The 25,304-nt window shown below is 63.4% G+C and carries 23 protein-coding genes and 1 pseudogene; 8 read left to right on the forward strand and 16 right to left on the reverse strand.

The window, feature by feature from the left end; translation table 11 throughout:
• The 3 genes and pseudogenes from VIM95_RS21070 to VIM95_RS21080 form a co-directional block, all read left to right on the forward strand.
• Nucleotides 1-246 (forward strand): annotated as a pseudogene (locus tag VIM95_RS21070) (tRNA (adenosine(37)-N6)-dimethylallyltransferase MiaA); the annotation flags it as partial.
• 517 nt (nt 247-763) lie between these two features.
• On the forward strand, nt 764-3,319 hold the full coding sequence (locus VIM95_RS21075) for a TonB-dependent receptor (RefSeq protein WP_331989674.1): 2,556 nt from the start codon (nt 764-766) through the stop codon (nt 3,317-3,319).
• A gap of 225 nt (nt 3,320-3,544) precedes the next feature.
• Nucleotides 3,545-5,368, forward strand: coding sequence for a phosphoenolpyruvate carboxykinase (GTP) (locus VIM95_RS21080; RefSeq protein WP_331989676.1), 1,824 nt, complete (start codon nt 3,545-3,547; stop codon nt 5,366-5,368).
• Between the two features lie 56 nt (nt 5,369-5,424).
• On the opposite strand, the gene VIM95_RS21085 is transcribed toward VIM95_RS21080, so the two are convergent.
• The 10 genes from VIM95_RS21085 to VIM95_RS21130 all read right to left on the reverse strand — a co-directional run bounded on the left by VIM95_RS21085 (nt 5,425) and on the right by VIM95_RS21130 (nt 12,732).
• Nucleotides 5,425-5,832, reverse strand: coding sequence for a hypothetical protein (locus VIM95_RS21085; RefSeq protein WP_331989678.1), 408 nt, complete (start codon nt 5,830-5,832; stop codon nt 5,425-5,427).
• A gap of 122 nt (nt 5,833-5,954) precedes the next feature.
• Nucleotides 5,955-7,214 (reverse strand): 6-phosphofructokinase, encoded by a 1,260-nt coding sequence (locus tag VIM95_RS21090; protein WP_331989680.1) that lies wholly within the window; start codon nt 7,212-7,214, stop codon nt 5,955-5,957.
• 18 nt (nt 7,215-7,232) lie between these two features.
• Nucleotides 7,233-7,802: an SRPBCC domain-containing protein gene (locus tag VIM95_RS21095; protein ID WP_331989682.1), complete on the reverse strand. Its 570-nt coding sequence runs from the start codon at nt 7,800-7,802 to the stop codon at nt 7,233-7,235.
• A gap of 313 nt (nt 7,803-8,115) precedes the next feature.
• Nucleotides 8,116-8,736: a PAQR family membrane homeostasis protein TrhA gene (trhA, locus tag VIM95_RS21100; protein ID WP_331989684.1), complete on the reverse strand. Its 621-nt coding sequence runs from the start codon at nt 8,734-8,736 to the stop codon at nt 8,116-8,118.
• Nucleotides 8,737-8,878: 142 nt separating this feature from the next.
• Nucleotides 8,879-9,535, reverse strand: a complete 657-nt coding sequence (adk, locus tag VIM95_RS21105; RefSeq protein WP_331989686.1) for an adenylate kinase — start codon at nt 9,533-9,535, stop codon at nt 8,879-8,881.
• Nucleotides 9,536-9,651: 116 nt separating this feature from the next.
• On the reverse strand, nt 9,652-10,425 hold the full coding sequence (gene kdsB, locus VIM95_RS21110) for a 3-deoxy-manno-octulosonate cytidylyltransferase (RefSeq protein ID WP_331989688.1): 774 nt from the start codon (nt 10,423-10,425) through the stop codon (nt 9,652-9,654).
• The gene (locus tag VIM95_RS21115; protein ID WP_331989690.1) at nt 10,422-10,607 is read right to left on the reverse strand and encodes a Trm112 family protein; all 186 of its coding nucleotides are present in this window, start codon (nt 10,605-10,607) and stop codon (nt 10,422-10,424) included. Before VIM95_RS21115 ends, kdsB begins: the two co-directional genes overlap by 4 nt.
• Nucleotides 10,588-11,622 carry a tetraacyldisaccharide 4'-kinase gene (gene lpxK, locus VIM95_RS21120; protein WP_331989692.1) on the reverse strand — a complete coding sequence of 345 codons (1,035 nt, stop codon included), beginning with the start codon at nt 11,620-11,622 and terminating at the stop codon, nt 10,588-10,590. Before lpxK ends, VIM95_RS21115 begins: the two co-directional genes overlap by 20 nt.
• Nucleotides 11,623-11,697: 75 nt before the next feature.
• On the reverse strand, nt 11,698-12,111 hold the full coding sequence (locus tag VIM95_RS21125) for a biopolymer transporter ExbD (protein WP_331989694.1): 414 nt from the start codon (nt 12,109-12,111) through the stop codon (nt 11,698-11,700).
• Nucleotides 12,112-12,123: 12 nt separating this feature from the next.
• The gene (locus VIM95_RS21130) at nt 12,124-12,732 is read right to left on the reverse strand and encodes a MotA/TolQ/ExbB proton channel family protein (RefSeq protein ID WP_331989696.1); all 609 of its coding nucleotides are present in this window, start codon (nt 12,730-12,732) and stop codon (nt 12,124-12,126) included.
• Nucleotides 12,733-13,070: 338 nt separating this feature from the next.
• On the opposite strand from VIM95_RS21130, the gene xseA reads away from it, so the two are divergent.
• The gene (gene xseA / locus VIM95_RS21135; RefSeq protein WP_331989698.1) at nt 13,071-14,426 is read left to right on the forward strand and encodes an exodeoxyribonuclease VII large subunit; all 1,356 of its coding nucleotides are present in this window, start codon (nt 13,071-13,073) and stop codon (nt 14,424-14,426) included.
• Nucleotides 14,427-14,712: 286 nt separating this feature from the next.
• Here the strand turns inward: xseA and VIM95_RS21140 are convergent, their stop codons facing one another.
• The 6 genes from VIM95_RS21140 to VIM95_RS21165 form a co-directional block, all read right to left on the reverse strand.
• The gene (locus VIM95_RS21140) at nt 14,713-15,591 is read right to left on the reverse strand and encodes a Kdo hydroxylase family protein (protein ID WP_331989700.1); all 879 of its coding nucleotides are present in this window, start codon (nt 15,589-15,591) and stop codon (nt 14,713-14,715) included.
• A 299-nt stretch (nt 15,592-15,890) separates the two neighbouring features.
• A complete protein-coding gene (locus VIM95_RS21145; protein ID WP_331989702.1) occupies nt 15,891-16,691 on the reverse strand; it encodes an NUDIX hydrolase in 801 nt (266 codons plus the stop codon).
• Complete coding sequence (locus VIM95_RS21150) at nt 16,688-17,434, reverse strand: transporter substrate-binding domain-containing protein (protein WP_331989704.1); 747 nt, start codon at nt 17,432-17,434, stop codon at nt 16,688-16,690. The genes VIM95_RS21145 and VIM95_RS21150 overlap by 4 nt, the downstream gene beginning before the upstream one ends.
• A 102-nt stretch (nt 17,435-17,536) precedes the next feature.
• Nucleotides 17,537-19,567 carry an ATP-dependent DNA helicase RecG gene (recG, locus tag VIM95_RS21155; RefSeq protein WP_331989706.1) on the reverse strand — a complete coding sequence of 677 codons (2,031 nt, stop codon included), beginning with the start codon at nt 19,565-19,567 and terminating at the stop codon, nt 17,537-17,539.
• A complete protein-coding gene (gene tsaA, locus VIM95_RS21160) occupies nt 19,564-20,259 on the reverse strand; it encodes a tRNA (N6-threonylcarbamoyladenosine(37)-N6)-methyltransferase TrmO (protein WP_331989708.1) in 696 nt (231 codons plus the stop codon). The genes recG and tsaA overlap by 4 nt, the downstream gene beginning before the upstream one ends.
• Nucleotides 20,256-21,119 carry a DUF2520 domain-containing protein gene (locus VIM95_RS21165; protein ID WP_331989710.1) on the reverse strand — a complete coding sequence of 288 codons (864 nt, stop codon included), beginning with the start codon at nt 21,117-21,119 and terminating at the stop codon, nt 20,256-20,258. Before VIM95_RS21165 ends, tsaA begins: the two co-directional genes overlap by 4 nt.
• Nucleotides 21,120-21,301: 182 nt before the next feature.
• Between VIM95_RS21165 and VIM95_RS21170 the strand changes: the two genes are divergently transcribed.
• The 4 genes from VIM95_RS21170 to VIM95_RS21185 all read left to right on the forward strand — a co-directional run bounded on the left by VIM95_RS21170 (nt 21,302) and on the right by VIM95_RS21185 (nt 25,252).
• Complete coding sequence (locus VIM95_RS21170; RefSeq protein ID WP_331989712.1) at nt 21,302-21,817, forward strand: glutaredoxin family protein; 516 nt, start codon at nt 21,302-21,304, stop codon at nt 21,815-21,817.
• A 148-nt stretch (nt 21,818-21,965) separates the two neighbouring features.
• Nucleotides 21,966-22,736 (forward strand): exodeoxyribonuclease III, encoded by a 771-nt coding sequence (gene xth / locus VIM95_RS21175; RefSeq protein WP_331989714.1) that lies wholly within the window; start codon nt 21,966-21,968, stop codon nt 22,734-22,736.
• A 9-nt stretch (nt 22,737-22,745) separates the two neighbouring features.
• Nucleotides 22,746-23,270: an AAA family ATPase gene (locus VIM95_RS21180; RefSeq protein ID WP_331989716.1), complete on the forward strand. Its 525-nt coding sequence runs from the start codon at nt 22,746-22,748 to the stop codon at nt 23,268-23,270.
• Between the two features lie 110 nt (nt 23,271-23,380).
• Nucleotides 23,381-25,252 carry a S9 family peptidase gene (locus VIM95_RS21185; protein WP_331989718.1) on the forward strand — a complete coding sequence of 624 codons (1,872 nt, stop codon included), beginning with the start codon at nt 23,381-23,383 and terminating at the stop codon, nt 25,250-25,252.
• Nucleotides 25,253-25,304: the final 52 nt, after the last annotated feature.

The raw sequence follows: 25,304 nt of genomic DNA on the forward strand, positions 1-25,304 counted from the left end.
GTGGCGCTACGCCGCCACTATGAGCTCGACCCGGACATGCCGTCCATGCGCTGCGTGGGCTACCGACAGGCCTGGCAGTACCTGGAGGGCGAGATCGACCTCGCCGGGCTGCGCGACACCGGCATCTATGCTACCCGCCAGTTGGCAAAACGACAGATCACCTGGCTGCGCAGCATGCGCGAGCTGGTGCCGGTCGAGCCTGATCTGACCCAGATAGCCACAGTTATGGATGTGCTGACGCGCTAGTGCCTGTTAGCGGCATGCCCGCTGCATTGGTAATGAAACTACGTGCGGCGTTGGCAGGGCTAATGCGCAATAAAACAGCGACCATATGAGCTGAATAGAGCGCGGTGGGCAAGGCTGAAATAACTTTCTATTTTGTGAAATATAACTACAAATTAAATACTAATTAACATACCAATTGGTATTTTTATTTGTTGCAACAAGGTTACATGCGCGCCGAATTTGTTGTTAAGTTGTTGAAAAAAATACGTAATTAAGAATACATATATTTTCATTTCTCTCGGTTTGTTGTGACCTAGCAACGGCTTTTGCCGAATTTGCTGCTCTCCGTCACATGTCTGCAACGTATGGGCTATCTTTTCCCGGTCGCTCTGCGGAACCGGTCGATCACCGGTTGGCAGAGTACGAATTGGGTCTCACGGCACTCTTGTTAAGCATCTGAATGCAATGGGCCAATCCATATCAGCTGTCTAGGGGAGCAATAGAAGTGAAGATTAAAAATCTCGCACTTGCGATAACAATGATCGGTGTAAGCGCTGGTACCCAGGTACTGGCCGAAGAAGCCGCCGAAACGCAAAAGATTGAAGTTACCGGTAGTAACATCAAGCGCGTCAGCAAGGAAACCGCCTCGCCGGTGACCGTTGTGACCCGCAAGGAAATCGAGCAGAGCGGCAAGGCCACCGTGGCCGAAGTGCTGCGCTCCGTTAGCGCCAACACCGGCGGCAGCTACAACGAAGTGTTCAGCAACTCCTTCTCGCCGGGTGCATCGGGCGTTTCGCTGCGCGGTCTGGGCCAGAAGGCCACCTTGGTGCTGCTGAACGGCCGTCGTGCTGCCAACTACGGTTTCGCACAGAACCTGCAAGATACCTATTTCGACCTGAACAGCCTCCCGGCTTCGGCCATTGAGCGCGTTGAAATCCTGAAGGATGGCGCTTCTGCTGTTTACGGTTCCGACGCTATCGCAGGCGTGGTGAACGTGATCCTGCGCAAGAACTACCAAGGCCTGGAAATGTCCGGTGGCTACGGTATTTCGAGCGAGAACGACCTGGGTGAAACCCACGTTGCCGTGACCGGTGGTATTGGTGATCCGGCCACTGACCGTTACAACGTGCTGGCCTCGTTCGACTACTTTCACCGCGACGGCAACACCCTGGCTGACCGTGATTCCACCAAGAATCAGGACTTCAGTGACAAGCCGGGCGGGACGTTCGGTTGGTCCACCGCTGCGGGTACCTACCGTCGTGGACTGAACCGTGAAGCGTTTGCCAAGTGTATTGGCCCTGGCGTCAATCTGGATGCTTCGCTGTTTGATCTGAATGGTACCGCCTGTGCCTACAACCCGGCACCGTTCCTGAGCATGCTGCCGGAGACTGAGCGCGCCAACGGCTTCCTGCGTGGCACCTTCGACTTCAGCGAAGGACTGCAGGGTTTTGCCGAAGCCTTTGTTTCATCCACTGAGACCAAGCAAACCTTTACTCCTGCCGCTATCACCAACTCGGGTATCCACTTTAATCCGGCCACGGGTGGTGTGACGGTGGAAGACTACCGCCTGCCCGTGGGCAACCCGTCCAACCCGGACGCGGCCCCGGTCGCGATCGGTTACACTTTCTTCGACGTTGGGCCGCGTAGCGCCAAGATCAAGGCCGACGCTTACCGCCTGTTGGCTGGCCTGAAGGGCACCCTCGGTGACTGGAGCTGGGAATCCGCAGTCACCACGGCCAAAAACAAGGAACATCAGGACAACTACAACCGCGTGAACGCTGTTGTGTTGAAGCAGATGATCACCGATGGTAGCTACAATTTCCTGAACCCGGGCGCCAACACCAACGGGCAAGCTGATAAGTTGCGCCTGACGGTGACCCGCGTCGCCGAATCCAAACTCGACACTTTCGATGCCAAGGTTTCCGGCGAGCTGCTTGAACTGCCGGCCGGTGCCCTGGGCGCTGCATTGGGTTTCGATTATCGTCGCGAGTCGCTGAATGACCGTCCAGATGCCAACCTCACGCAAGGTCTGGTGCTGGGTCAGGGTTCTACTGCCACTACGGGTTCGCGTAACGTGAAGGCGGTGTTCTTCGAATTGAACGCCCCCATTGTCAAGAACCTTGAAATGACCCTGGCTGGCCGCGGTGACGATTACAGCGACTTCGGTTCGGCATTCTCGCCAGCCCTGGGCCTGAAGTGGACCCCGATCAAGGAAATCCTGTTCCGCGCTTCGGCCGGCAAAGGCTTCCGTGCACCGACCTTGGCAGAAAACTCGCGTTCCAGCGCGACCTTCTTTACCTCGGTTATCGACCGCAATCACCCTACCGCGTCGCAAAGGGGTAAGTCCTTCAATATCGCAGGTGTCTACACCGGCAACCCGGACCTGAAGGCCGAACACTCGCGCAATTACAACATCGGTATCGTGATCGAGCCTTCGGCGAACTTTAACGCCAGCCTGGACGTCTATAAGATTCGTCAAAAGGATCTGGTTTCGTCTGACTCGTTCCAGTTCATCGAGAACCACGAAACTGACCCGGCCTTTGCCAAGTTCATCGTGCGTGACCCGGTCACCCAGAACATCTCGTACATTACCTCGGGCTATAAGAACCTGGCCTATGTCGAGACCAAGGGTACGGACATCAACCTGACCTATCGTTCCAAGGCAACCGAGTACGGCCGCTTCACCACCGCCTTGGACGTGACTTACCTGATGTCCTACAAGACCCCGCCGGCACTGGGCGAGGAAGCGGTGGAGTACGCCGGCAATAACGGTTACGGTTCGCTGCCGCGGACCAAGGGTAGCCTCACCCTGGGTTGGGACAAGGCTGACTGGACCACTAAGGTCAAGCTGAACTACACCTCGGGCTGGCAACAGCAGCAGGCTGATGGCCAGGACCGCGTAGCCGGTCAAGTCACCACCGACTTCTACGCCAACTACGACGTGAACAAGCACCTTGGTGTGGCCTTCTCGGTACTGAATGCGTTCAACCGCATTCCGCCTTACGATGCTTCGGACGCCAGCAATGGCTTCGACTTCACCCAGTACGATCTGCGCGGCCGTTACTACCGCCTGACCGCCAACTACAAGTTCTAAGCGAACAAGTAGTCGGAAACGGGAGCGTGGGGCTTAGGCCCCACGCTTTTTTTATGGCATCCGGGGCGCTTGTAGATAGGGTCTGCAAGGTAGTCAAGCATCTGCTTGCTACTTTTTTTGGGGACTTATCCGTCTGAATTTGCGAGAATTAGTGGGAAAGTCTCTGCCCGGCGCAGTCATTTTGGCGTAGTCGGGTGGATCTCAGCTACCAATGCAGAGGATTCCATGCAGTTCGCTCCCCCCGCTTACGTCCAACACCAAGCCTTGATCGACTGGGTTGCCAAGGTTGCCGCCCTGACCCAGCCCGATGCCATCCACTGGGTGGATGGTTCCGACGAGGAGAATGAGCGGCTGCTGGCGCAGATGACGGCGGCCGGCACCCTGGTCAAGCTCAACCCGGCCAAGCGCCCCAATTCCTACGCAGCCTTCTCCGACCCTTCGGATGTGGCTCGGGTGGAAGACCGCACCTTTGTCTGTGCCGATCGCCGCGAAGACGCCGGCCCCAACAACAACTGGATGGCGCCGGCCGAGATGCGGCAGACGCTGAACGGTTTGTTCGAGGGCTGCATGCGCGGCCGTACGCTGTACGTGATCCCCTTCAGCATGGGGCCACTGGGCTCGCATATCGCCCACATCGGCATCGAGCTGACCGATTCCCCCTATGTGGTTGCTTCCATGCGTGTCATGACCCGCATGGGGCGGGCGGTCTACGACGTACTGGGCAAGGATGGCGACTTCGTGCCCTGCGTGCATAGCGTCGGCGCGCCACTGGCCAAGGGTCAGCCGGACGTGGCCTGGCCTTGCAACAAGGACACCAAGTACATCGTCCACTTCCCCGAGACCCGCGAGATCTGGTCCTATGGCTCGGGCTATGGCGGCAACGCCCTGCTGGGCAAGAAGTGCTTTGCGCTGCGCATTGCCTCCACCATGGGGCGTGACCAGGGGTGGCTGGCCGAGCATATGCTGATCCTGGGCGTGGAAAGCCCCAAGGGCGAGAAGTCCTATGTAGCGGCGGCCTTCCCCAGCGCCTGCGGCAAGACCAACTTCGCCATGTTGATCCCGCCCAAGACCTACGCGGGCTGGAAGGTGACCACGGTGGGCGACGATATCGCCTGGATCAAGCCGGGTGCCGACGGCAAGCTGTATGCCATCAACCCGGAGAATGGCTACTTCGGTGTGGCGCCGGGTACTTCGGAGAAGTCCAACCCGAATGCCATGGCCATGCTGCGCGAGAACGTGATCTTCACCAATGTGGCGCTGACCGATGACGGCGACGTGTGGTGGGAGGGTATGAGCAAGGAAGCGCCGGCCCATCTGATCGACTGGCAAGGCAAGGACTGGACACCGGAGATTGCCCGCGAGACCGGCCGCAAGGCGGCGCACCCCAATGCCCGCTTCACCGTCTCGGCCAGCCAGTGCCCCTCGCTCGATGCCGCTTGGGACGATGCCAATGGTGTGCCGATCTCGGCCTTTATCTTCGGCGGTCGTCGCTCCTCCACCGTGCCGCTGGTGTTTGAAGCGGCTGATTGGGAGTCTGGTGTCTATATGGCCGCCACCATGGGCTCGGAGACCACCGCTGCCGCCATGGGCGCGCAGGGCCAGACCCGTCGCGACCCCTTCGCCATGCTGCCCTTCTGCGGTTACCACATGGGTGACTACTTCCGGCACTGGCTGGAGGTTGGCAGCCGCCTGCCGCAGGCACCGCGCATCTTCTGCGTGAACTGGTTCCGCGTGGGCGAGGACGGCAAGTTCCTGTGGCCTGGCTTTGGCGAGAACATGCGGGTGCTGGAGTGGATGGTAGACCGCGTGCAGGGGCGTGCCGAGGCGCAGGAGAGTGTGCTGGGTTGGATGCCGGGTTACGAGGACATCGACTGGCGTGGCCTGGATGAAGTGACGCCAGCACAGTTTGCAGCGCTGATGCAGCTTGACGCCGAGGCCTGGCGAGCCGAGCTGGCGGCCCATGCCGAGTGGCTGGCCAAGCTTGCCGACCGTCTGCCGGCACCGCTGGCGGCACGGCGCGAGCGCTTGAGCGCGGCGCTGGCGGGCTAAGGCCGCTACCTCAAAAAAAGCCACCGCTTGCGGTGGCTTTTTTTCTTGGCTACGCCTCAAGCACCTACGGTGACCATGTAGAAGGGGCTGCTGGAGCTTGCGCGCTGCAACTCGGCCTGACCCTGCAGGCCTTGGGATAGCTCCAGGCTGGCTTCGGCCGGCGCCGGGTGCCGGCGCGAGAAATGGATGGCGATGGCGGCACCCGATGGGGTGTGCAGGACTAGATCGAGTGTGATGGTCTCGCCCATATCCCAGGGCATGCCGCACCAGACGCGTTCGCCGCCGGGCAGGATGCACTCGCCGGGGATGGGCTCCTGTACCCAGCCGCAGGCCGAGGAGGTGTGGCAATGCTGCAGGAGGAATGGCTCGCGGCCGGTGTTGACCAGCGAGATGAAGAACTGCGGCGTGCCGGCGTCGGCGACGTCTCGCACAGAGGCTGCGGATGGGCCGGGGTGGGTGCTCATGTGTGAAGCTTATGCAGCCACCGCTGCAAAGCCAAGCCGGCACACCAGCCGCAAGGCTGGTGTCCGGGAGTGGTGCCTGTTCTCTGCAGGGGGTGAACGCCCCTGCGTATGGCTCGCAGGTTCTACAGCTTGAACTCGGGCAGCTTCTTGGCCACGGCGAGGTTCTGCAGGCGGACGTAGTCGGGCAGGCCGTTCTTGAATGGCGGGTAGTCCTCGCCGGCGATCAGCGGCGAGAGATAGCGGCGGCAGGCTTCGGTGATATGGAAGCCGTCTTCGGTGATGAAGTCGCGCGGCATGAATTTCTCCACATTGGCGACCTGCGACAGCGGGGCTTCGGCGATGTCCCAGCGGTAGGGAGCGTCGCTCAGGCGGCGGATGGCGGGCATGACCGAGTTCTTGCCGTCCATGGCCATCTCCACGGCGGCCCGGCCCAGGGCGTAGGCCTGCTCGACGTCGGTCTTGCTGGCGATATGACGGGCGGCGCGTTGCAGGTAGTCGGCCACGGCCCAGTGGTATTTGTAGCCGAGCTTGTCCTTGACCAGTTGGGCGATGGTGGGGGCGACACCGCCGAGCTGGGCATGGCCGAAGGCATCCTTGAGACCGGTTTCGCTGAGGAACTGGCCGTCCTTGTTCTTGATGCCTTCGGAGACGCCGATCACGCAGTGGTCGTATTTCTCCACCGTAGCTTTGACCTTGGCCAGGAAGGCAGCTTCGTCGAACTCCACTTCGGGGAACAGGAGGATGTGCGGACCTTCGCCTTCCTGCTCGGCGGCCAGGCCGCAGGCGGCGGTGATCCAGCCGGCATGGCGGCCCATGACCTCGAGGATGAAGACCTTGGTCGAGGTCTTGGCCATGGAGGCGACGTCGTAGCCGGCCTCGCGAATGGAGGTGGCCACGTACTTCGCGACCGAGCCAAAACCCGGGCAGCAGTCGGTGATGGGCAGGTCATTGTCCACCGTCTTGGGGACGTGGATGGCCTGGATGGGGTAGCCCATCTTTTCGGACAGTTGGGCGATCTTGTAGCAGGTGTCGGCTGAATCGCCGCCGCCGTTGTAGAAGAAGTAGCCGATGTCGTGGGCCCTGAAGACTTCGATCAGCCGCTCGTACTGCTCGCGGTGGGTATCGAGGCTCTTGAGCTTGTAGCGGCAGGAGCCGAAGGCGCCCGAGGGGGTGTGCTTGAGGCGGGCGATGTCCTCGGCGGATTCCAGTGAGGTGTCGATCAGGTCTTCGGTCAGTGCGCCGATGATGCCGTTACGGCCGGCGTAGACCTTGCCTATCTTGTCGCCATGCTGGCGTGCGGTCTCGATCACGCCAGCGGCGCTGGCGTTGATCACGGCGGTCACGCCACCGGATTGGGCGTAGAAGGCGTTCTTTACGGTCATGTCAGGTCTCGGGGATGGTTAGGATTTCTTAGCCGCCTCGCTGGCGTGCCATTGCTTGAGTTGTTCGCGCCACTGGGTCCAGTCCTGTGGCTTGCCGGTCTCAAAACGCGTCTGCAGGTTCTTGAGCACGTTAGGCCAGGCTTTTTCAAAATAGGCGCGGGCCTTGGGCCATTCACCGTCGCTGCCCCAGCCCACATGGCTGAGGCTGAGCCGGGTATCCTGTCCCTCCGGCGCAAAGCGCAGGATGACCACGGTACGTTGCGCCCGCGCGGCCGGCAGGTGCGGCGGCGCGTTCCAGGTAAAGGACAGCAGCTTTTCGGGCTCCACGGCCAGCACCTTCATGGTGTCGGCGCCCTTGAGACCGGGCTCGCCGTAGGGGTCCATATAGACCTCGAAGGGACCGTCCGGCTTGGCCTCGACGTGCGCCTCAGGCGCAAAGAAGCTGCTGATGCCCTCGCTGGTGGTCCAGGCCTGCCAGACCTTGGCAACCGGTGCCTTGATGGTGACCGCGAGCTCAATGCCGCTCTCCGCGGCGTTGACCGCGAAGGTGACAAGGCTCAGCAGGACGGGCGGCAGCAGGCGGCGCATGACGGACTCCCAGCTTGGAAACGCGCGAATTGTAGTCGGAAAAGCCTGACTCCGCCGCCCTGGCCGACGGTTGCCGGAATACTGAGTTTGCAAGCGATATGCTTACTTGTTAGTGATTTGGTGCACTTGCCCGTGCATTAAGTGCTCGTGTTCTGTGAGCAAACGCCCACGAGCACAGCGAGGTCCCCCCGCCGGCGGGCGGGGGCGGAGGGGGCAGGGGCGCGATAAAGGAAGTATCCGCTGTTTCAGAACCCGCTCACGTTAAGCGCCCAGGTTCCCTGGGCGCATTACCTGCATTCACCTCTTCTCGAGACTAAGCCACATAAAAAAGGATACTAACGTACTGGCACAGGCTGCCGCCCAGGACGAACAAATGCCAGATGCCGTGGTAGTGGGGCACCCGCTCGTCATTGAGAAAGAAGTAGATACCCAGGCTGTAGACGATGCCGCCGCCGGCCAGCCAGGCGAGGCCGGCGCTGGGTAGGGCGGTGATCAGGGGCTTGATGGCGATCAGCACCAGCCAGCCCATGACCACGTAGAGGATCATGGAGAGCAGACGGGTGCGGCGGCCCAGGGTCAGCTCCTGGATGATGCCGAACAGCGCCAGGCCCCAATTGAGCCCGAACAGGGTCCAGCCCCAGCCGCCGCGCAGGGTGACCAGGGCGAAGGGGGTGTAGGTGCCAGCGATCAGGAGGTAGATCGCACAGTGGTCGATCTTCTGCAGCACGGCCTTGGTCGGCGGGTGCTTGATGCTGTGATAGAGCGTGGAGCCCAGGTAGAGCACGACCAGCATGGCGCCGTAGATGCTGAAGCTGACAATCTTCCAGGGATCGCCCTGCAGGCTTGCGAGGGTGACCAGTACCGCCAGGCCGGCGATGGCAAAGCCGGAGCCGAGCAGATGGGTGATGCTGTTGAAGCGCTCGCCGTGGTACATCCGATGTCCTTGTTATTCGTTCTGTTGATGCAAAGACCGGGGTAGGGGCGGTCGGTTCCGGTTGGACGCTTGTTACGTAGGGCCGAAATGCAAACAGGCGGGGATATCCCCGCCTGTCTGTCGTTGCATCCTGCTAGGGCTATCAGGCGCCCAGGGCCTTGAAGACGTTGTCGCGGATGGCATCGACCTCACCGACACCGGCAACCTTGACGTACTTGGGTGCCCTGGGGTCGCCGGACTGGGCCAGCTTGCCGTAGTAGCCAACCAGTACTTCGGTCTGCTCGTGGTAGACGGCCAGGCGCTTCTTGACCACTTCTTCCTTGTCGTCATCGCGCTGGACCAGGTCTTCGCCGGTCTGATCATCCTTGCCGGCGACCTTGGGTGGGGCAAACTTGACGTGGTAGACACGGCCCGAACCCGGGTGGCTGCGGCGGCCGGTGATGCGCTCGACGATCTCGCTATCGGGCACGTCGATCTCGACCACATAGTCGATGTCCACGCCGGCTTCCTTCAGGGCGTCGGCCTGCGGAATGGTGCGCGGGAAACCGTCGAACAGAAAGCCCTTGGCGGCATCCGGCTGGGCGATGCGCTCCTTCACGAGGCCGATGATGATGTCGTCGCGCACCAGGCCACCGGCATCCATGATGGCCTTGGCTTCCAGACCCAGCGGGGTGCCGGCCTTGACGGCGGCACGCAGCATGTCGCCGGTGGAGATCTGCGGAATGCCGAATTTTTCCTTGATGAAGGTGGCTTGTGTGCCCTTGCCGGCGCCGGGGGCGCCCAACAGTATCAATCGCATCGGAGGAGTCCTGATTTCGTTGGTTTATTCAAATACTTTAAAGCATGTTGGCGCTAGCGGACGCCAACATGGTTGATGCTTTGAGGTGCGGTCAAGGGACCGCGCCAATAGGTAGTTCAGCCTTGGGCTGCCTGGGCGGCCCAGCGCTGGCGGACCCGCTCCAGATCGGCCGGGGTATCTACGCCGGCCTCCGGGCCATGGCCCATGACGGCGACGCCGATCGGGTAGCCGTGCCAGAGCACGCGCAGCTGTTCCAGCGCCTCGAATTGCTCCAGCGCAGTGGGGGTCAGGGTACTGTACTGCCGCAGAAAGCCGGCGCGGTAGCCGTAGATGCCGATATGCCGGTAGACAGGTAGGTCGGTCGGCAGCACCTCGCGCGTCTGGTTGAAGGCGTCGCGGGCGTAGGGGATCGGTGCCCGGCTAAAGTAGAGGGCGCGGCCGGCGTGGTCAAGCACGACCTTGACCACATTGGGGTTGAACATGTCCGCGGCGCTTGCAATGGCGTGGCAGGCCGTGGTCATGGGGAGTTTTTCGTCGCGCTGCAACATTTGCGCAACAGCGTCGATCAGGGCCGGTTCGATCAGGGGTTCGTCGCCCTGCACATTGACCACGGCGGCGTCGTCCGGCAGGCCCAGCAGGTTGACCGCTTCGGCCAGCCGCTCGGTGCCGGAAGCGTGGTCGCTACGGGTCATCAGGGACGAATAGCCGTGCGCCAGGACCACGTCGTGGATGCGGGCGTCGTCGGTGGCGACGTGGGCGCTGTGGGCGCCGCTCTTCAGCGCTTGTTCGATGGTGCGGATGACCATGGGCTTGCCGCCGATGTCGGCCAGCGGCTTTTCCGGGAAGCGGGAAGAGGCGAGCCGGGCCGGAATCAGCGCGATAAAGCTCACTGGCCCACTTCCTCGTCGGCCGGCAGTTCGCGCGCTTCACCCTCCAGCATGACCGGGATGCCATCCTTGACCGGGAAGGCCAGGCGGTCACCGCGGCAGATCAGTTCCTGGCGGGTCTTGTCGTGGAACAGCGGACCTTTGCAGATCGGGCAGACCAGTATTTCAAGCAGTTTTGCGTCCATCTTTACTCTTTGCAGTGTGCAGCCGATCGATCAGCCAATCGGCAAGGTCGGGGGCGATCTGCGCCTCGACCGGAACAGCCCAAATATTACCACCGTGCGGCAATTCGCCCGCAGACAAAAGGGCGGTGAGCTTGACCGCATCCTTCTCGGTAACCAGCAAAGCCCCGCCCTGTATGGCTTGCAGGTCGGTAGCGGTGTAGTGGTGGTGATCCGGGAAGGAATGCTGGCTGGGCTGGAGACCGGCGGCGGCAAGGGTGGCGAAGAAGCGCGCCGGGTGCCCTATGCCGGCCAGGGCGGCGAGCGGCTGACCGGCAAAGTCGGCCAAGGGTCGGCGCTCGGCGGGGTCTTTCAGGCGCCAGGCTGCCGCCGGCTGTAGCCGCATATCAAAACGGCGTGGGTGCGGGGGAATGGGGACTTGCGCTGCGCCGTTGACCAGCAGGGCGTCACAGCGGGCCAGCCGGCCGGCCGTCTCGCGTAGCGGACCGGCCGGTAGCAACCAGCCGTTCTGCAGGCCACGGCTACCGTCGACGACGACGATCTCGACATCGCGCGCCAGACGGTAGTGTTGCAGACCATCGTCGCAAAGCAGCACGTCTACATCGGGGTGTCGGGCCAGGAGGGCGAGGCCGGTGGCATGGCGATCACGGCCGATGAAGACCGGGCAGCCGCTGCGGCGGGCCAGCAGGGCGGGTTCATCGCCATAGCGGCTGGCGGTGCCGTCCGTTGGTACTTCGGCAGGGCCGGTCTCGCTGCCACCGTAGCCGCGGCTCAAGATGCCGGGCTTGCGGCCATGGCGGCGCAGCTGCTCGGCGAGATACAGCACGGTGGGCGTCTTGCCGGCACCGCCGGCGGTGATGTTGCCGATCACGACCACCGATACCGGCAGGCGACGTTGCCGCAAAACACCCAGCGCATAGAGGCCACGGCGCAACGCCGCCAAGGCACTGAACAGGGCGCTCAGGGGCAGCAGCAGGCAGGCGGGGAAGCGGGTTTGCCAGTAGGCGGGCGTCTGCATGATGGTTTCGGCGCTACAAAAAAACATTCCCGCCGGGGGCGGGAATTCGGGTGTGGATTGACGCTGCGCGCTGGACTACTGGGGTGTCTGCGTAGCGAAAGTCAGCCGGCCATAGCCCGCCATGCGGGCAGCTTCCATGACGTTGACCACCGACTGATGGCTGGCGTTGCCATCGGCATTGATCACGATCACCGGATCCTGCCCCTTGGCCTGCTTGCGCAGCTCGGCCGCGAGTTCCTCGGCACCATGATAGGCGATGCGCTGGCCATTGATGGCGTAGCCGCCGCCGCTGGTCACGGCGATCTCGATCTCCTGGGCCTTGGCATCCTGCTTGTCGGACGCCGCGGTGGGCAGGTTGATCTTGAGTTCGGCGAACTTGGAGTAGGTGGTGGTGGCCATCAGGAAGATGAGGATCACCAGCATCACGTCGATCAAGGGGATGAAGTTGATTTCCGGCTCTTCCCGGTAGCGGCCGCGACGGAAGTTCATCGTTCTTCCTTCTTAGCCGCGTTCGCCGTGGACGACTTCCACCAGCTTGATGGCCTGCTGCTCCATCTCGACGATGAAGCTGTCCACATTGCTGCGGAAGTGGCGGTAGAAGACCAGGGCCGGGACGGCAACCACGATGCCGAAGGCGGTGTTGTAGAGCGCCACCGAGATGCCATGCGCCAGTACCGCGGGGTTGGTGCCGCTGGCTGGCGACTGGGCGCCGAAGATCTCGATCATGCCGATCACGGTGCCAAGCAGGCCCAGCAGCGGCGAGGCGGTGGCGATGGTGCCCAGCGTGGTCAGGAAGCGTTCCAGATCGTGGGCGACTGCGCGGCCGCTTTCCTCGATCGATTCCTTCATGATCTCACGGGTGCTCTTGACGTTCTTGAGACCGGCAGCCAGCACCCGGCCGAGCGGGGAGTTTGCCTGCAGCCGGGTCAGCATGTCGGCGGTGACGCCGCTTTGCTTGAGCTCCTGTACGGTGAGGGCCAAAAGGCCATCGGGCAGTACCTGGGAACGGCGCAGGGTGACCAGGCGTTCGATGATGATGGCCACCGCAATGATGGAGGCGAAGATGATCGTGTAGATCGGCCAACCGGCAGCCTGGATAATGGCGAGCATGGAGCGGGGTCCTGGATACTAGAAAAACCGCGTCACTTTAGCTGCGTGGCCGGGGGCCGGCAAGCCTTGCATGTGTCATATGGCAGCTAAACCCCTGTGGCGATAAGGGATTCGGGGCTTGTGCACAAAGCCTGTGGATAAAAGTGTGGGTAAGCTTGGCATCCGGGCCGAAAAGGCCCGTGCCGGCTGTGTTTTGTTAGCTTGCCCAAAAAAAGAGCGAAACAAATAAATTCTTTTAAAACAATAATTTAAGTGTTCACTGTAACACGTGTGTCAAATTTCACCATCAACAGCAGGCAATATTCGCCAATGTGGATGAAACGCCTCTCAGAGACCAAATGAACGACATGCTGTCAAGCCCGACGCCGGTCTGGTCGGTTACCGAATTGAATCGCGCCGTCAAGGGCTTGCTGGAGCGGGAGTTGCCGCAACTGTGGGTCAGTGGCGAAATTTCCAACCTGACCATTGCAGCCAGCGGGCACTGCTATTTCTCGCTCAAGGATGCCGGTGCCCAGGTGCGCTGTGTGATGTTCCGCAACCGCGCCATGTTGCTGCCCTTCAAGCCCCGTGAAGGGCTCAAGGTCGAGGCGCGTGCGGTGGTGACCCTGTACGAAGCACGTGGCGATTACCAGCTCAATATCGAGGCCATGCGCCCGGCCGGGCTGGGCGCCTTGTACGAAGCCTATGAGAAGCTCAAACAGCGGCTGGCGGCCGAGGGCCTGTTCGAACCGGCACGCAAGCGGCCGCTGCCGGCTGCACCGCGCGCCGTGGGCATTGTCACTTCGACCAAGGCGGCGGCGCTGCGCGATGTATTGAGCACCCTGCGACGCCGGGCACCGCAGCTGCCGGTCTATCTCTACCCTGCGCCGGTGCAGGGCGAGGGTTCGGCCGACAAGCTGGCGGCCATGATACGGGCGGCCGGCAGCCGTGCCGAGGTGGACGTGCTGATCGTCTGCCGCGGCGGCGGCAGCATCGAGGATCTGTGGTCCTTCAACGAGGAAGTGGTGGCCCGCGCGATTGCCGATTGCCCGGTACCGGTGGTCAGCGGGGTCGGGCACGAGACTGACTTCACCATTGCCGACTTTGTGGCCGACGTGCGCGCGCCCACCCCGACCGCCGCGGCCGAGCTGGTGGCGCCGGACCGTAGTGCGCAGATCGCTTTGCTGCGGCAGTGGCAGGGCCGCTTGCAGCGCGTCGCCAGCCAGCGGCTGGAGAGCCGCATGCAGCGCTTGGACTTCCTGGCGCGGCGGCTGGTGCACCCGGGCGAGCGGTTGCGCTTGCAGGGCGAGCGGCTGAGCAGGGCCAGGCAGGACCTGCAACGGGCGGTACAGCGCCACAAGGAGTTGGCCAACTGGCGCCTGCATGCACTGCAGCAACGCCACCAGGTACTCAAGCCGAGTACGGCCGTGCCGCGGCGTGAACTGGAACAACTGCAACAGCGCCTGCAACAGACCTTGCTGCGCAACGGCGAACGCCGCCAAGCACGCCTGGACCGCCTCACCGACCGCCTGACGGCGCTGAACCCGGAAGCCGTACTGGCCCGCGGCTACAGCCTGGTCGAAACCCGCGACGGCCAACTGGTCCGCGACGCTGCCACCCTGCGCGGCGGCCAATACCTGCGCCTGCGCTTCGCCCAGGGCGAAGCCGGCGCCGTGGTCAGCGAAGCGCCGGTGGAGCAGGGTTCGTTGTTTTAAGCGACGTACGGCAACTCTGGTCCGAATGCGCCCGCGTGGGTACTTTCGTTGTCCGCGGTGTGCGCGCTGCCGCCGCGAGCGCAGCGAGGTCCCCCACCGGTGGAGCGGCTGCCAGAGTTCCTGGCGTTTTAGCGCCTAGAACCTGCGCCTGCAAAGCTGCGGGAGGGGCAGGGGCTCGATAAAGATGTGAGCCGCTCTTTCCTCATCCAGAAATGCAAAACGCCCGGGTCCTCCGGGCGCTTCGCTGCTTTCATCCGTCACGCGCTGTGGGTGAATCCAAGCAGGCTCACACAAGGGCCCTTGCAAACAAGCCCTCCAACACCTTCTGCGGCGACAGCGCCGGGAAGGCCATGGCCTTGGGCGGCAGGAAGTAGGTCTGCTCCATCATGAACTGGCCGCTCATCACCGCGTGCGAGGTCTGGTCACTGAAGCAGACCCAGGCGCAGCCGGGTGGGAAGGGCATGGTTTCCTGGCCGCAGCGCTGCTGGTAGTCCATGTCGGCCTTCATTGCGTCGTGCAGGCCCAGCATGTAGTGGTCATAGGCGGTACGGCGGCTCTTGGTGATCTTGAGCGCCTTGAGCAGGGCGGCGCTGCCGGGCAGGGGGGCAGCGAGGCGCGGGAGGAAGTGCTTGGCGACCGTCTCGAAGGGTTCGCCTACGCGCCAGACGCGTGGCTCGCTGCCTGGGTGGATATTGATGAACACGCGCAGGATGCGCTCACCCGCCAACGGTCGGGAGGGGAAGGCGTCCACGTGCAACCGGCTGTCATCCTTGCGCCAGGAGGTCTGGCGGGTCTCGACCCGGTGTAGCCGCAGACTGGTGGGGGCGGGGCGCAGGTGTTCGAGGTAGGGCGCGCACAGCCATTCGATCAGATGGCGGGCGTCGGCCTGGAAGCGGGCCATCATGGCCCGTACCGTCTCGGTCTGGGCGGCATCGCCCGCCACGCCGCGCAGGGTCTGGCCATCCGGTTCCAGGCTGATGTTCTTGCGCTTGGGGTCGGCGTAGCGCGGATCAAGCAGGGCCTGCTCGGCCGGGCTCAGTGCGAACTTCAGGGTGGGGTAGTACAGCACCTTGCCGGACTCGAGCTCATGCAGCAGCGTCTGCGGCTGTTCGGAGAACTGACTACCGTCCCACTGGCTGCCCGCTACGGTGATGATCTGCGACATGGTGTGCCTTCTACGCAATATAAGCCGGCCGCAATTATGCCCCGCGACGACCAGGACAGCGAGCGCGACGGCTGCCAAGCTTGTGTGGAATCAAGTCCTACCGGCGCTTGGTAAAGGTCGAGGCAAAGCGGCTAGGCGGGGGCGGAGGGGGGGCGATAAAGGGCTGGGCCACCGTCTCGGGCTTCACCACTGATGAGCGCCTGGGTGAGCGAAGTCGTTGCCACCTTCCGGTGACTTATTACTTCGGCCTACTCCTGGCGGGTGCCCCCGGGCGCCTCCGGCGCAGTGCCGGCCGAACCCTATACTTCGCCTTCCACCCAGCGCCCCAGCCACTCCACGGTGACGGCTGCCGCATCCCAGGTCATGTCGTTCAGGCGATGACCAACGGCAAAGGGGTCCAGTAATTCGAAGCTGCTGACCTCGCCATCGGTGTTGGTCGGGACGAAGTCGGCCGGCAGCGCAAGGTCGTAGCAGTAAAGGAGTTCGTCGTGCAGGCCGTCCGGTTCGAGGCGGCGTGAGCGGACCATGCCGGTAGGGCGGGCAAAACCGGCCAGCCAGGCGGGAATGCCAGCTTCTTCGGCCAGCTCGCGGATCAGGCAATCCTCGACTGTTTCGCCGCTGGCAATGCCACCCGCGGTAAGGTTGTCCAGCCGGCCTGGGTCTACCGCCTTGTGGGTCGCCCTGCGACCCAGCCATAGGCCGCCATCTTCGACATAGCCGTTCACGTGCACGGCACGGCTGCATAGCCCCAAGGGGCGGAAGGCACTGCGTTCCAGGCTGAAGCGGACCCGTCCCCAGTCGTCCAGCCAGTCGTAGGCTTCGCTACGCCAGCCCTGCAGCAAACCCTCGCCGCGCAGGACTTCGGCCAACAGTTGCAGGGCGTGGCTGCGACTGATCGGGCCGCCCAGTTCGTCATTGAGCGTGAGGCCGCCTTCGATCTGCAGGAACAGGCCACTTTCCAGCAGGCGGCTGGCCATGGCCGGGCGTATCCAGCCGGCTGGCAGGCCTTCCACGGTCCAGCGGATCAGGCCCTCCACACTCGTTGACGGTTGTTGCGCGCGCCAATCGGCGATCTGCTTGCGCAGGGTCTCGGTGCTCATGGTTGCTTGCCCGCCGCATTGGCGGCGCCCTGGGCGAGATAGCGGCCTACGATGCGCAAGGTCTCTCCTTCACGGTTGAGGCCAGCTACGCTGGCCGCCAGCTTGTTGCGTACTTCCGGGCTGAGCGCCGGGTTGGCGAACAGGAAGACGTCGGTACGGAGGAAGACAAAGGGCGGTGCGAAGGGCTGTTTGCCGCCGAATTCGCTACGCATTACATGCCCCACCGCGCCGGAGTCACCACACAGGGCATCCAGCCGGCCAGCAGCCAGCATGCGTATGCCCTGCTTGTAATCACTCAAATCATAGTACCGGTGACCTTCGCGTTGCAGCACCGGACAGCTGTTGGTCAGCCTGCCGATCAGATAGGGCTTGAAATCGGCCAGGGTGTGCGGGGTGATGGGAAGTTGCCGCCGGTAGAGCAGCACGCCCTCCATCTGCATCAGCTTGCCCAGGTTGCTCATGCCCATCTGCTGGTCCAGCCGCAGGCTGCTGATGGCAAGGTCCAGCTGCTGATGTTGCATCAGTGCATACAGCCGGGCCGGTGGGTAGAGTGCAGCGTCGGCTGGCAGGCCGGCCTGGCGGGTCACTTGCAGGCTCAACTGGTAGAAGGCGCCATCGGGTTGCCCCTGGTCATTCTCGTAGCCATAGGGTGGGACCGCGATCACGCCAAGCCGCAAGCGCAGCTCCGCTGCCTGTAGCGGTACCAGGAGCAGCAGACAGAAAATGAGCAGCAGTCGGAGCATGCAGCGGCGCGTCGTCGTAGCCGGGTCGTTGTTGGCTTTATAACGTAGATGGCCCCGGCTTGGGCAGGTCAATAGTGACAGAGCCCGCCGATGTTGGCGGCGTCAGGCCTTCAGCAGCTCCTCCCGCCCGGCCAGCCAACGGTCCAGATGGGCGTCGGCGACCTGCGGTGCTTTTTCCAGCAATTGGGCGGCCACGTCGCGCGCCTGCTCCAAAAGCTCGGTATCCCGCTCCAGGTCGGCAAAGCGCAGCATGGGTACGCCGGACTGGCGGGCGCCAAGGAACTCGCCGGGGCCGCGGATGCGCAAATCCTCGCGGGCGATCACAAAGCCGTCGGTGGTCTCGAAGATGACCTTGAGCCGTTCCTTGGCGACCTCACCGAGCGGGGCGCTATAGAGCAGCACACAGCTCGATTCCAGTGCGCCCCGGCCAACCCGGCCACGCAGTTGGTGCAGCTGCGCCAGGCCCATGCGCTCGGCATGCTCGATCACCATCAGGGTAGCGTTGGGGACGTCTACGCCGACTTCGATCACGGTGGTCGCGACCAGTACCTGCAATTCACCGGCGGCGAAGGCAGCCATGACCTCGGCTTTCTCGGTCGGTTTGAGGCGGCCATGTACCAGCCCGACCTGGAATTCCGGCAGGGCCTCGGCCAGGGCGGTGTGGGTATCGAGCGCGGTCTGCAGTTCCAGCGCTTCGGATTCTTCGATCAAGGGGCAGACCCAATAGGCCTGGCGGCCTTCCTGGCCGACCTTGCGAACGAATTCGATCATCTCTTCGCGACGGGCATCGTTGACCAGGCGGGTCTTGATCGGCGTGCGACCGGGCGGCAGTTCGTCGATGACGCTGACGTCGAGGTCGGCGTAGTAGCTCATGGCCAGGGTACGCGGGATGGGCGTGGCCGACATCATCAGCTGGTGCGGCGAACCGCCCTTGCCGCGTAGCGCCAGGCGCTGATGCACGCCAAAGCGGTGCTGCTCATCGACGATGGCAAGGCCCAGCTTGGCGAAGCTGACCGACTCCTGGAACAGGGCATGGGTACCGACCGCCAGGCGAGCGGTGCCGTCCTCGACCTGGGCGATGGCAGCGGCCTTGGCCTTGGGCTTGAGCGAGCCGGCCAGCCAGGCGACTTCGATGCCCAAGGGAGCCAGCCATTGCGAGAGCTTTTTATAGTGCTGCTCGGCCAGGATTTCGGTGGGCGCCATCAATGCCGCCTGGTAGCCGCATTCGATGGCATCGAGTGCTGCCAGTGCGGCGACGATGGTCTTGCCGGCACCGACGTCGCCCTGCAGCAGGCGCTGCATGGGATGCGGGGAGCCAAGGTCGCGGCGGATCTCGGCCAGTACGCGCTGTTGCGCGCCGGTGAGGCCGAAGGGCAGGGTGGCCAGGAGTTGGCGGGCCAACTCACCGGGCGGGTGCAATACCGGTGCCGACTGCTCGCGCCGGCGTTGGTAGGCGAGGCGCATGGACAGCTGCTGGGCCAACAGTTCGTCGAATTTCAGCCGCAGCCAGGCGGCGTGGGTGCGCTCGGTCAGCGCGATCTGTGCGATGTCGGGCGTGGGGTGATGCAGCAGCCGCACCGCCTTGTCGAAGGGCAAGAGCCCCAGGTCACGCAGGATGGCCGGCGGCAGGGTGTCGTCCAGCTGGCATTGCTTGAGCGCCATGGTGACGAGCTTGCGCAGCGCCGGTTGGGCCAAGCCGTTGACGGTGGGGTAGACCGGGGTGAGGGACTCGGCCAGGGCGGTGTGTTCACCCACGCTGCGGACCTTGGGGTGGACCATCTCGTCACCGAAGAAGCCACGCCGTATCTCGCCGAGGAGGCGGACCCGGCGGCCGACTGCCAATTGCTGCTGCTGGCTGGGATAGAAGTTCAGGAGGCGCACATAGAGTTCCCCGGAGCCATCCTCGATCCGTGCAACCAGTTGGCGACGGGGGCGGAAGGTGACCTCGGCATGGACGACGGCACCCTCGACCAGCACCGGGGCACCCATGGGAACATCGACGATGCGGAACAGATGGGTCTCGTCCTCATAGCGCAACGGCAGGTGCAGTACCAAATCAAAGGGGCGCTTGATGCCCAGCTTGGCCAGGCGGCTGCTGACCGTCTTGGGGAAGAGGCTGAAATCCAGGCTCATGCGGCTTGGACCGAGCTGACCCAGGCGCCCTCGGCATCGCAGCGCCAGCGGACGTTGTATTCGTAGAGCGTCATGCCGTACTCCCTTGCGGCATCCTCGGCGTAGCCTGGGCGCGGGTCCTGTGCCAGGACCTCGATGATCAGCTGGCGCAGGCCTGGCCGGCGCAGGGCGATGCCGGCCAGCGCCTGCTCGGCCTCGGGGCTGAAGCGGACCGGCATGGGGGCGCTGCCGTCATCGGCGTAGCCGTTGGAGGCCTCGGGCAGGGCATCGGAATAGGCCAGATAGGGTTTGATGTCGAGGATGGGCGTGCCGTCCAGCAGGTCGGCGCCGGCTAGTAGGAGGCGTACGCCGCCCTGGGTCTCGATGCCGCGCAGGCGGGCCACCGACAGGCCAATGGGATTGGGCCGGAAGGTGGAGCGGGTGGCGAACACGCCGATGCGCTGGTTGCCCCCTAGCTTGGGTGGGCGCACCGTCGGGCGCCAGCCCTGGCTGGCGGTCTCGTGGAAGACAAAGCTCAGCCAGACATGGCTGAACTGTTCCAGGCCGCGGACCGCATCGGCCTGGTCGTAGGGTGGCAAGAGATGGAGGGTGGCCTCGGCCGAGGGGCAGAGCCCGGGTTGGCGCGGGATGGCGAATTTTTCCTTGAAGCAGCTCTCGATGCGTCCGACCGGCTGCAAGGTCCAGCTGCTCATGGCCGTGCCTCCAGAAGGGCGCCCAGTGCCTGTTCCTGCTCGGCAGAGAGGCGGGCCAATTGCAGCGCAACCTGGCCCAGGCTGCGATAGACCGCGGCAACGGCCGGGTCGAGCTCGGCGGTGGCCGTCAATTGGCGGAGCACGGTCTGACGATCGCCGCGCGCGATGGGACCGGTCAGCGCGGCGGCCGGCGTTAGACGATCAAGGTTGGCCAGGGTGCCGTCGATCAAGGGGCGCAGGGCCGGCCAGGCCTGTTCGCGCGGCACGCCGGCTGCAGCCATGCAGCGCAGGGCGGTCTCCATCAGCGCGATCAGATCGTTACAGGCCAGCACGGCGCCGGCATGGTAGAGGGTCTTGTGGGCCGATTCGAGTTGAAAGCGATGCGCTCCCAATGCATCGAACAGCGGGCCCAGCCTCGCCAGGGCCTGTGCATCACCCTCGCAGCCGCACCAGGTACCGGCCAGCGTAGCCGGCATCGCGCCAGCTGCAAAGGAACGCAACGGGTGGATGCTGGCCACGTGTATGCCGCGGCTGCGCAGCGGTGCCAGGACCTCGCTGCTAAGCGCGCCGCTGGCGTGGAAGACGACACTATCCACAGCCAGTCCAGGCTCTTTCATCAGCATCGCCACGGCGGCGGGAATGGCATCGTCCGGGGTGGCGATCAGGGTGTAGTCGCAAGGCGGCAGGGGCGAATCCGAGCAATCCAGGCCGGTGCCCAGGGTTGCCTGGGCGGCGGCTACCGTGCTGGTCTGACGTGCACGCAAGCCACCGATTTGCAGCACGCCGTGGCGCTGCCACAGGCTGGCCAGGGTCAGGCCCAGGCGGCCGGGGCCTATCAGATTGAGCGTCGGAAGCGGCATGGCGCGTGGCGTTTGGGGTGGCTATGTAGATGATGGCGATTATCGCACGCCGGGCTGCCGTTCTGCCGCCAACAGGGGGAGAATGAGGAAGGGAGTGCCTGGGTTCCGAAAGCTATCGCCCGAGTGGGCAGGCTTCGCATATAATTCCAACGTCATCGCCTTGCCGGCGTCTGGAGTCCCTTATGAAGCAAGTCGTTTTATCCGCATTGCTGTGCGTCGCCCTGCTGCCGTTGGCCCAGGCAGCCAAGATCTATCAGTACAAGGATGCCAACGGCAACGTGGTGTTCTCTGACCAGCCGCCCCCGGGGCAGAAGGCCGATACCAAGGACGTCAAGGCCAACGTGGTTCAGACCAGTGGCGGCACCTTCTCGACCCGCGAAGCGATCCGCAAGAACCCGGTCGTGCTTTGGAGCAACAACTGCGGGGAGAACTGCGATAACGCCCGCAGCCTGCTGGCCAAGCGTGGCGTGCCTTACAGCCTGCGCAACCCGCAAGCCAGCCCGGCGGACTTCGACCAGCTGAAGAAGATTGCCGGTGATGGCGTCGTGCCGGTGCTGCAGATCGGCGACAAGGTGATCAAGGGCTACCAGGAAGGTGGTTGGGATGCCGCGCTGGATGCCGGTGGCTATAGCAAGACCCCGGACCCGACCCTGAAGGGCCAGGCGCCCGGTAGCCAGCCGGCGCCCAAGACGCCCTGATCGTACTCAGCTATCCATAGAACGGCGGCCCAGTGCCGCCGTTTTGCATGTTGGGGGCAGGCCGGCCAGACGCGCTAGAATGCGGGCCTAGACCGGCATCGAGTACTGCCTGCCTTGCCCTTTGCTCGCTACCACAGGATTCCCGCCCATGCAGATCGCCACCTGGAACGTCAATTCGCTGAAAGTTCGCCTGCCGCAGGTGCTGGAATGGCTGGCTGCCCGACCCGAACTGACGGTGTTGGCGATCCAGGAGACCAAGCTCGAGGATCACGCCTTTCCGCGCGAGGAGATCGAGGCGGCTGGCTTTCATGTGGCGTTCACCGGGCAGAAGACCTACAACGGCGTGGCCCTGGTATCCCGCGCGCCGCTCGAAGACCTGCAGTACAACCTGCCCAACTACGAGGACCCGCAGCGGCGGGTGATCGCGGCAACCGTTCAGGGGGTGCGCGTGATCGGCGCCTACGTGGTCAATGGTCAGGCGCTGGATTCGGAAAAATACCCCTATAAACTGGCCTGGCTGGATGCGCTGATCGCCTGGACTGAGGCGCAGCTGGCAAAGTACCCCAAGCTGGCGCTGGTCGGTGACTACAACATCGCGCCGGAAGACCGTGACGTGTACGACCCCGCCAAGTGGGAAGGCGAGGTGCTGGTCAGCCCGCCGGAGCGTGAACGCTTCCAGAAGCTGCTGGACCTTGGCCTCGTGGATAGCTTCCGGCTGTTCGATCAGGAGGAGAAGGCCTTCAGTTGGTGGGACTACCGGGCGGCGGGTTTTCGGCGCAATGCCGGCCTGCGTATCGACCACGTGCTGCTGTCCAAGCCTTTGGCTGCGAGCTGTACGGCCTGCGAGATCGACAAGGTGCCGCGCAAGCATGAACGGCCCAGCGACCATGCACCGGTGATCGCCACCCTCAAGTTCTAGGTCGGACCGGTGCGCATCCTGGTGACCGGTGCTGCCGGATCGGGCACCTCCACCTTGGCGCGGGCGCTGGCCGACGTGCTTGATGCCCGCAGCCTGGAACTCGATGACTTCTACTGGCTGCCAGATGCGCAACCCTATAGCCGCAAGCGGGGTGCGGAGGCGCGGTTGGCCCTGTTGAATGGAGCACTGCAAGCGGCGCCCCGTGCTGTGCTCGCTGGCTCGCCCATGGGCTGGGATACGGTGCTGGAAGCCAGTTTCGACGCGGTGGTCTTCCTCTATCTACCTACACCCATTCGATTGGCCAGGCTTGAGGCACGCGAGTTGCAGCGTGGAGGTACGCTTAGGCCCGGTTTTCTGGATTGGGCTGCCGCCTACGATACGGGGCTGGCCGAGGGGCGCAGCCTGGCGAGACACGAGGCTTGGTTGGCTGCGCAGCGTTGTCTCGTGTTGCGCATCGGCAGCGAGGCCGCGGTGGCGACACATGTGGCGACTGTGCTGCAAGGTCTGCGTGACGGTAATTGCCTCTTGGACTAAGGCTGTACGGCAAGGTTTGCAACACTCCCCTTGGCAGAAGTTGAACATACCGATTGGTATGTTTACCATGGCTTGTCACCCCCAAGGTGTAACCATCAGGAGAAACTTGCATGAAACGCATCCTTGCCGCTGCCGTTGCTGGTTTGTTCGTTGCTATGCCGGCGCTGGCGGAGCCCGCGCCGCAGATTCCGGTGCGGGACTTCTTCAAGAACCCCGACAAGACCAATTTCCAGCTCTCCCCGGATGGTCGTTACATCTCCTTCACCAAGCCGGTCGACAACCGCCTCAATATCCATGTGATGCCGCGCGGCGGCGAGGCCAAGGCGATCACCGCGGTCAAGGACAGGGATATCCGTCAGTATTTCTGGAAGGGCAATGATCACCTCTTGTTCCTCAAGGACAATGGGGGCGACGAGAACTTCCACCTCTACGCGGTGGACCGCGACGGCAAGGCCACCAAGGATCTGACACCCTTCGACAAGGTCCGGGTCGAGCTGATCGACGACCTGGAGGACCACCCGACCGATGTGCTCCTGGGGCTCAACAAGCGCAAGGCCGAGGTGTTCGACGCGTACCGTCTGAACGTGAAGACCGGCAAGCTCACCCTGGTGGCCGAGAACCCCGGCAACATCACTGGCTGGATCACCGACCATGCCGGTCGTATCCGCATGGCGCAGACCACCGATGGCGTGAACGGCTCCTTGCTTTACCGCAAGGATGAGAAGTCGCCCTTCAAGGTGGTGCTGACCACCAGCTTCAAGGACCAGGTCGAGCCCTTGTTCTTCACCTTCGACAACCAGCGACTCTATGCCGCTTCCAACCTTGGGCGCGACAAGGTGGCCATCGTCGAGCTGGACCCGGCTACCGGAAAGGAGCTCAAGCTGGTTTACCAGCGTGATGACGTGGATGTCTCGGGCCTGCGCTACTCCAAGAAGCGCAAGGTGCTGACCAGCGCGACTTTCCAGACCTGGAAGCCGGAGCGGTACTTCTTCGATAGCCAGACCGAGCAACTGATCGGCAAGCTGCAGGCCAAGCTGCCCGGCTACGAGATCAATCTGCAAGGCAACAAGGACGAGGATGCCTGGATCGTCTCGACCTATAACGACCGCACGCGCGGCAGCCGGTATTACTACGACCCCAAGGCCGACAAGCTGGAGAAGCTGGGTGATCTTTCTCCCTGGCTGCCGGAAGCGCAGATGGCCAGCATCAAACCCATCCAGTACCAGAGCCGCGATGGCCTGACCATCCATGGCTACCTGACCCTGCCGACCGGGCGCGATGCGCGGGACCTGCCGGTGATCGTCAATCCGCACGGCGGCCCCTGGGCGCGCGACAGCTGGGGCTTCAACCCGGAGGCGCAGTTCCTGGCCAACCGTGGCTATGCGGTGCTGCAGATGAACTTCCGTGGCTCGACCGGCTATGGCAAGAAGTTCTGGGAGGCCTCCTTCAAGCAGTGGGGCAAGACCATGCAGGATGATGTGACCGATGGGGTGAACTACCTGATCAAGGAAGGCATGGCCGACCCCAAGCGCGTCTGTATCTATGGCGGCAGCTACGGTGGTTACGCGACCCTGGCGGGGGCTGCCTTTACGCCGGACTTGTACGCCTGCGCGGTGGACTACGTGGGGGTGAGCAATCTGTTTACCTTCATGAACACCATACCGCCCTACTGGAAGCCCATGCTGGACCAGTTGCACGAGATGGTGGGCGACCCGGAGAAGGACAAGGCGCTGATGCAGGCGGCCTCGCCCGTATTCCATGTCGACAAGATCAAGGCGCCGCTGCTGGTGCTGCAGGGTGCCAAGGACCCGCGCGTCAACATTGCCGAGTCCAACCAGATTGTCGACGCCCTGAAGCAACGCGGCGTAGAGGTGGAATACATCGTCAAGGACAACGAAGGTCACGGCTTTGCCAATCAGGAGAACCGTTTCGACGCCTATGAGGCGATGGAGCGCTTCTTCAAGAAACACCTCGGCACCTGATCGCCAGGGGTGTCATGGCGGGGCGGGTATCCGGGATGCCCGCCCTGGCCTG

Origin of the sequence: Chitinimonas sp., from assembly GCF_036568685.1 — a bacterium.
Classification (GTDB): Bacteria; Pseudomonadota; Gammaproteobacteria; order Burkholderiales; family Chitinimonadaceae; genus Chitinimonas.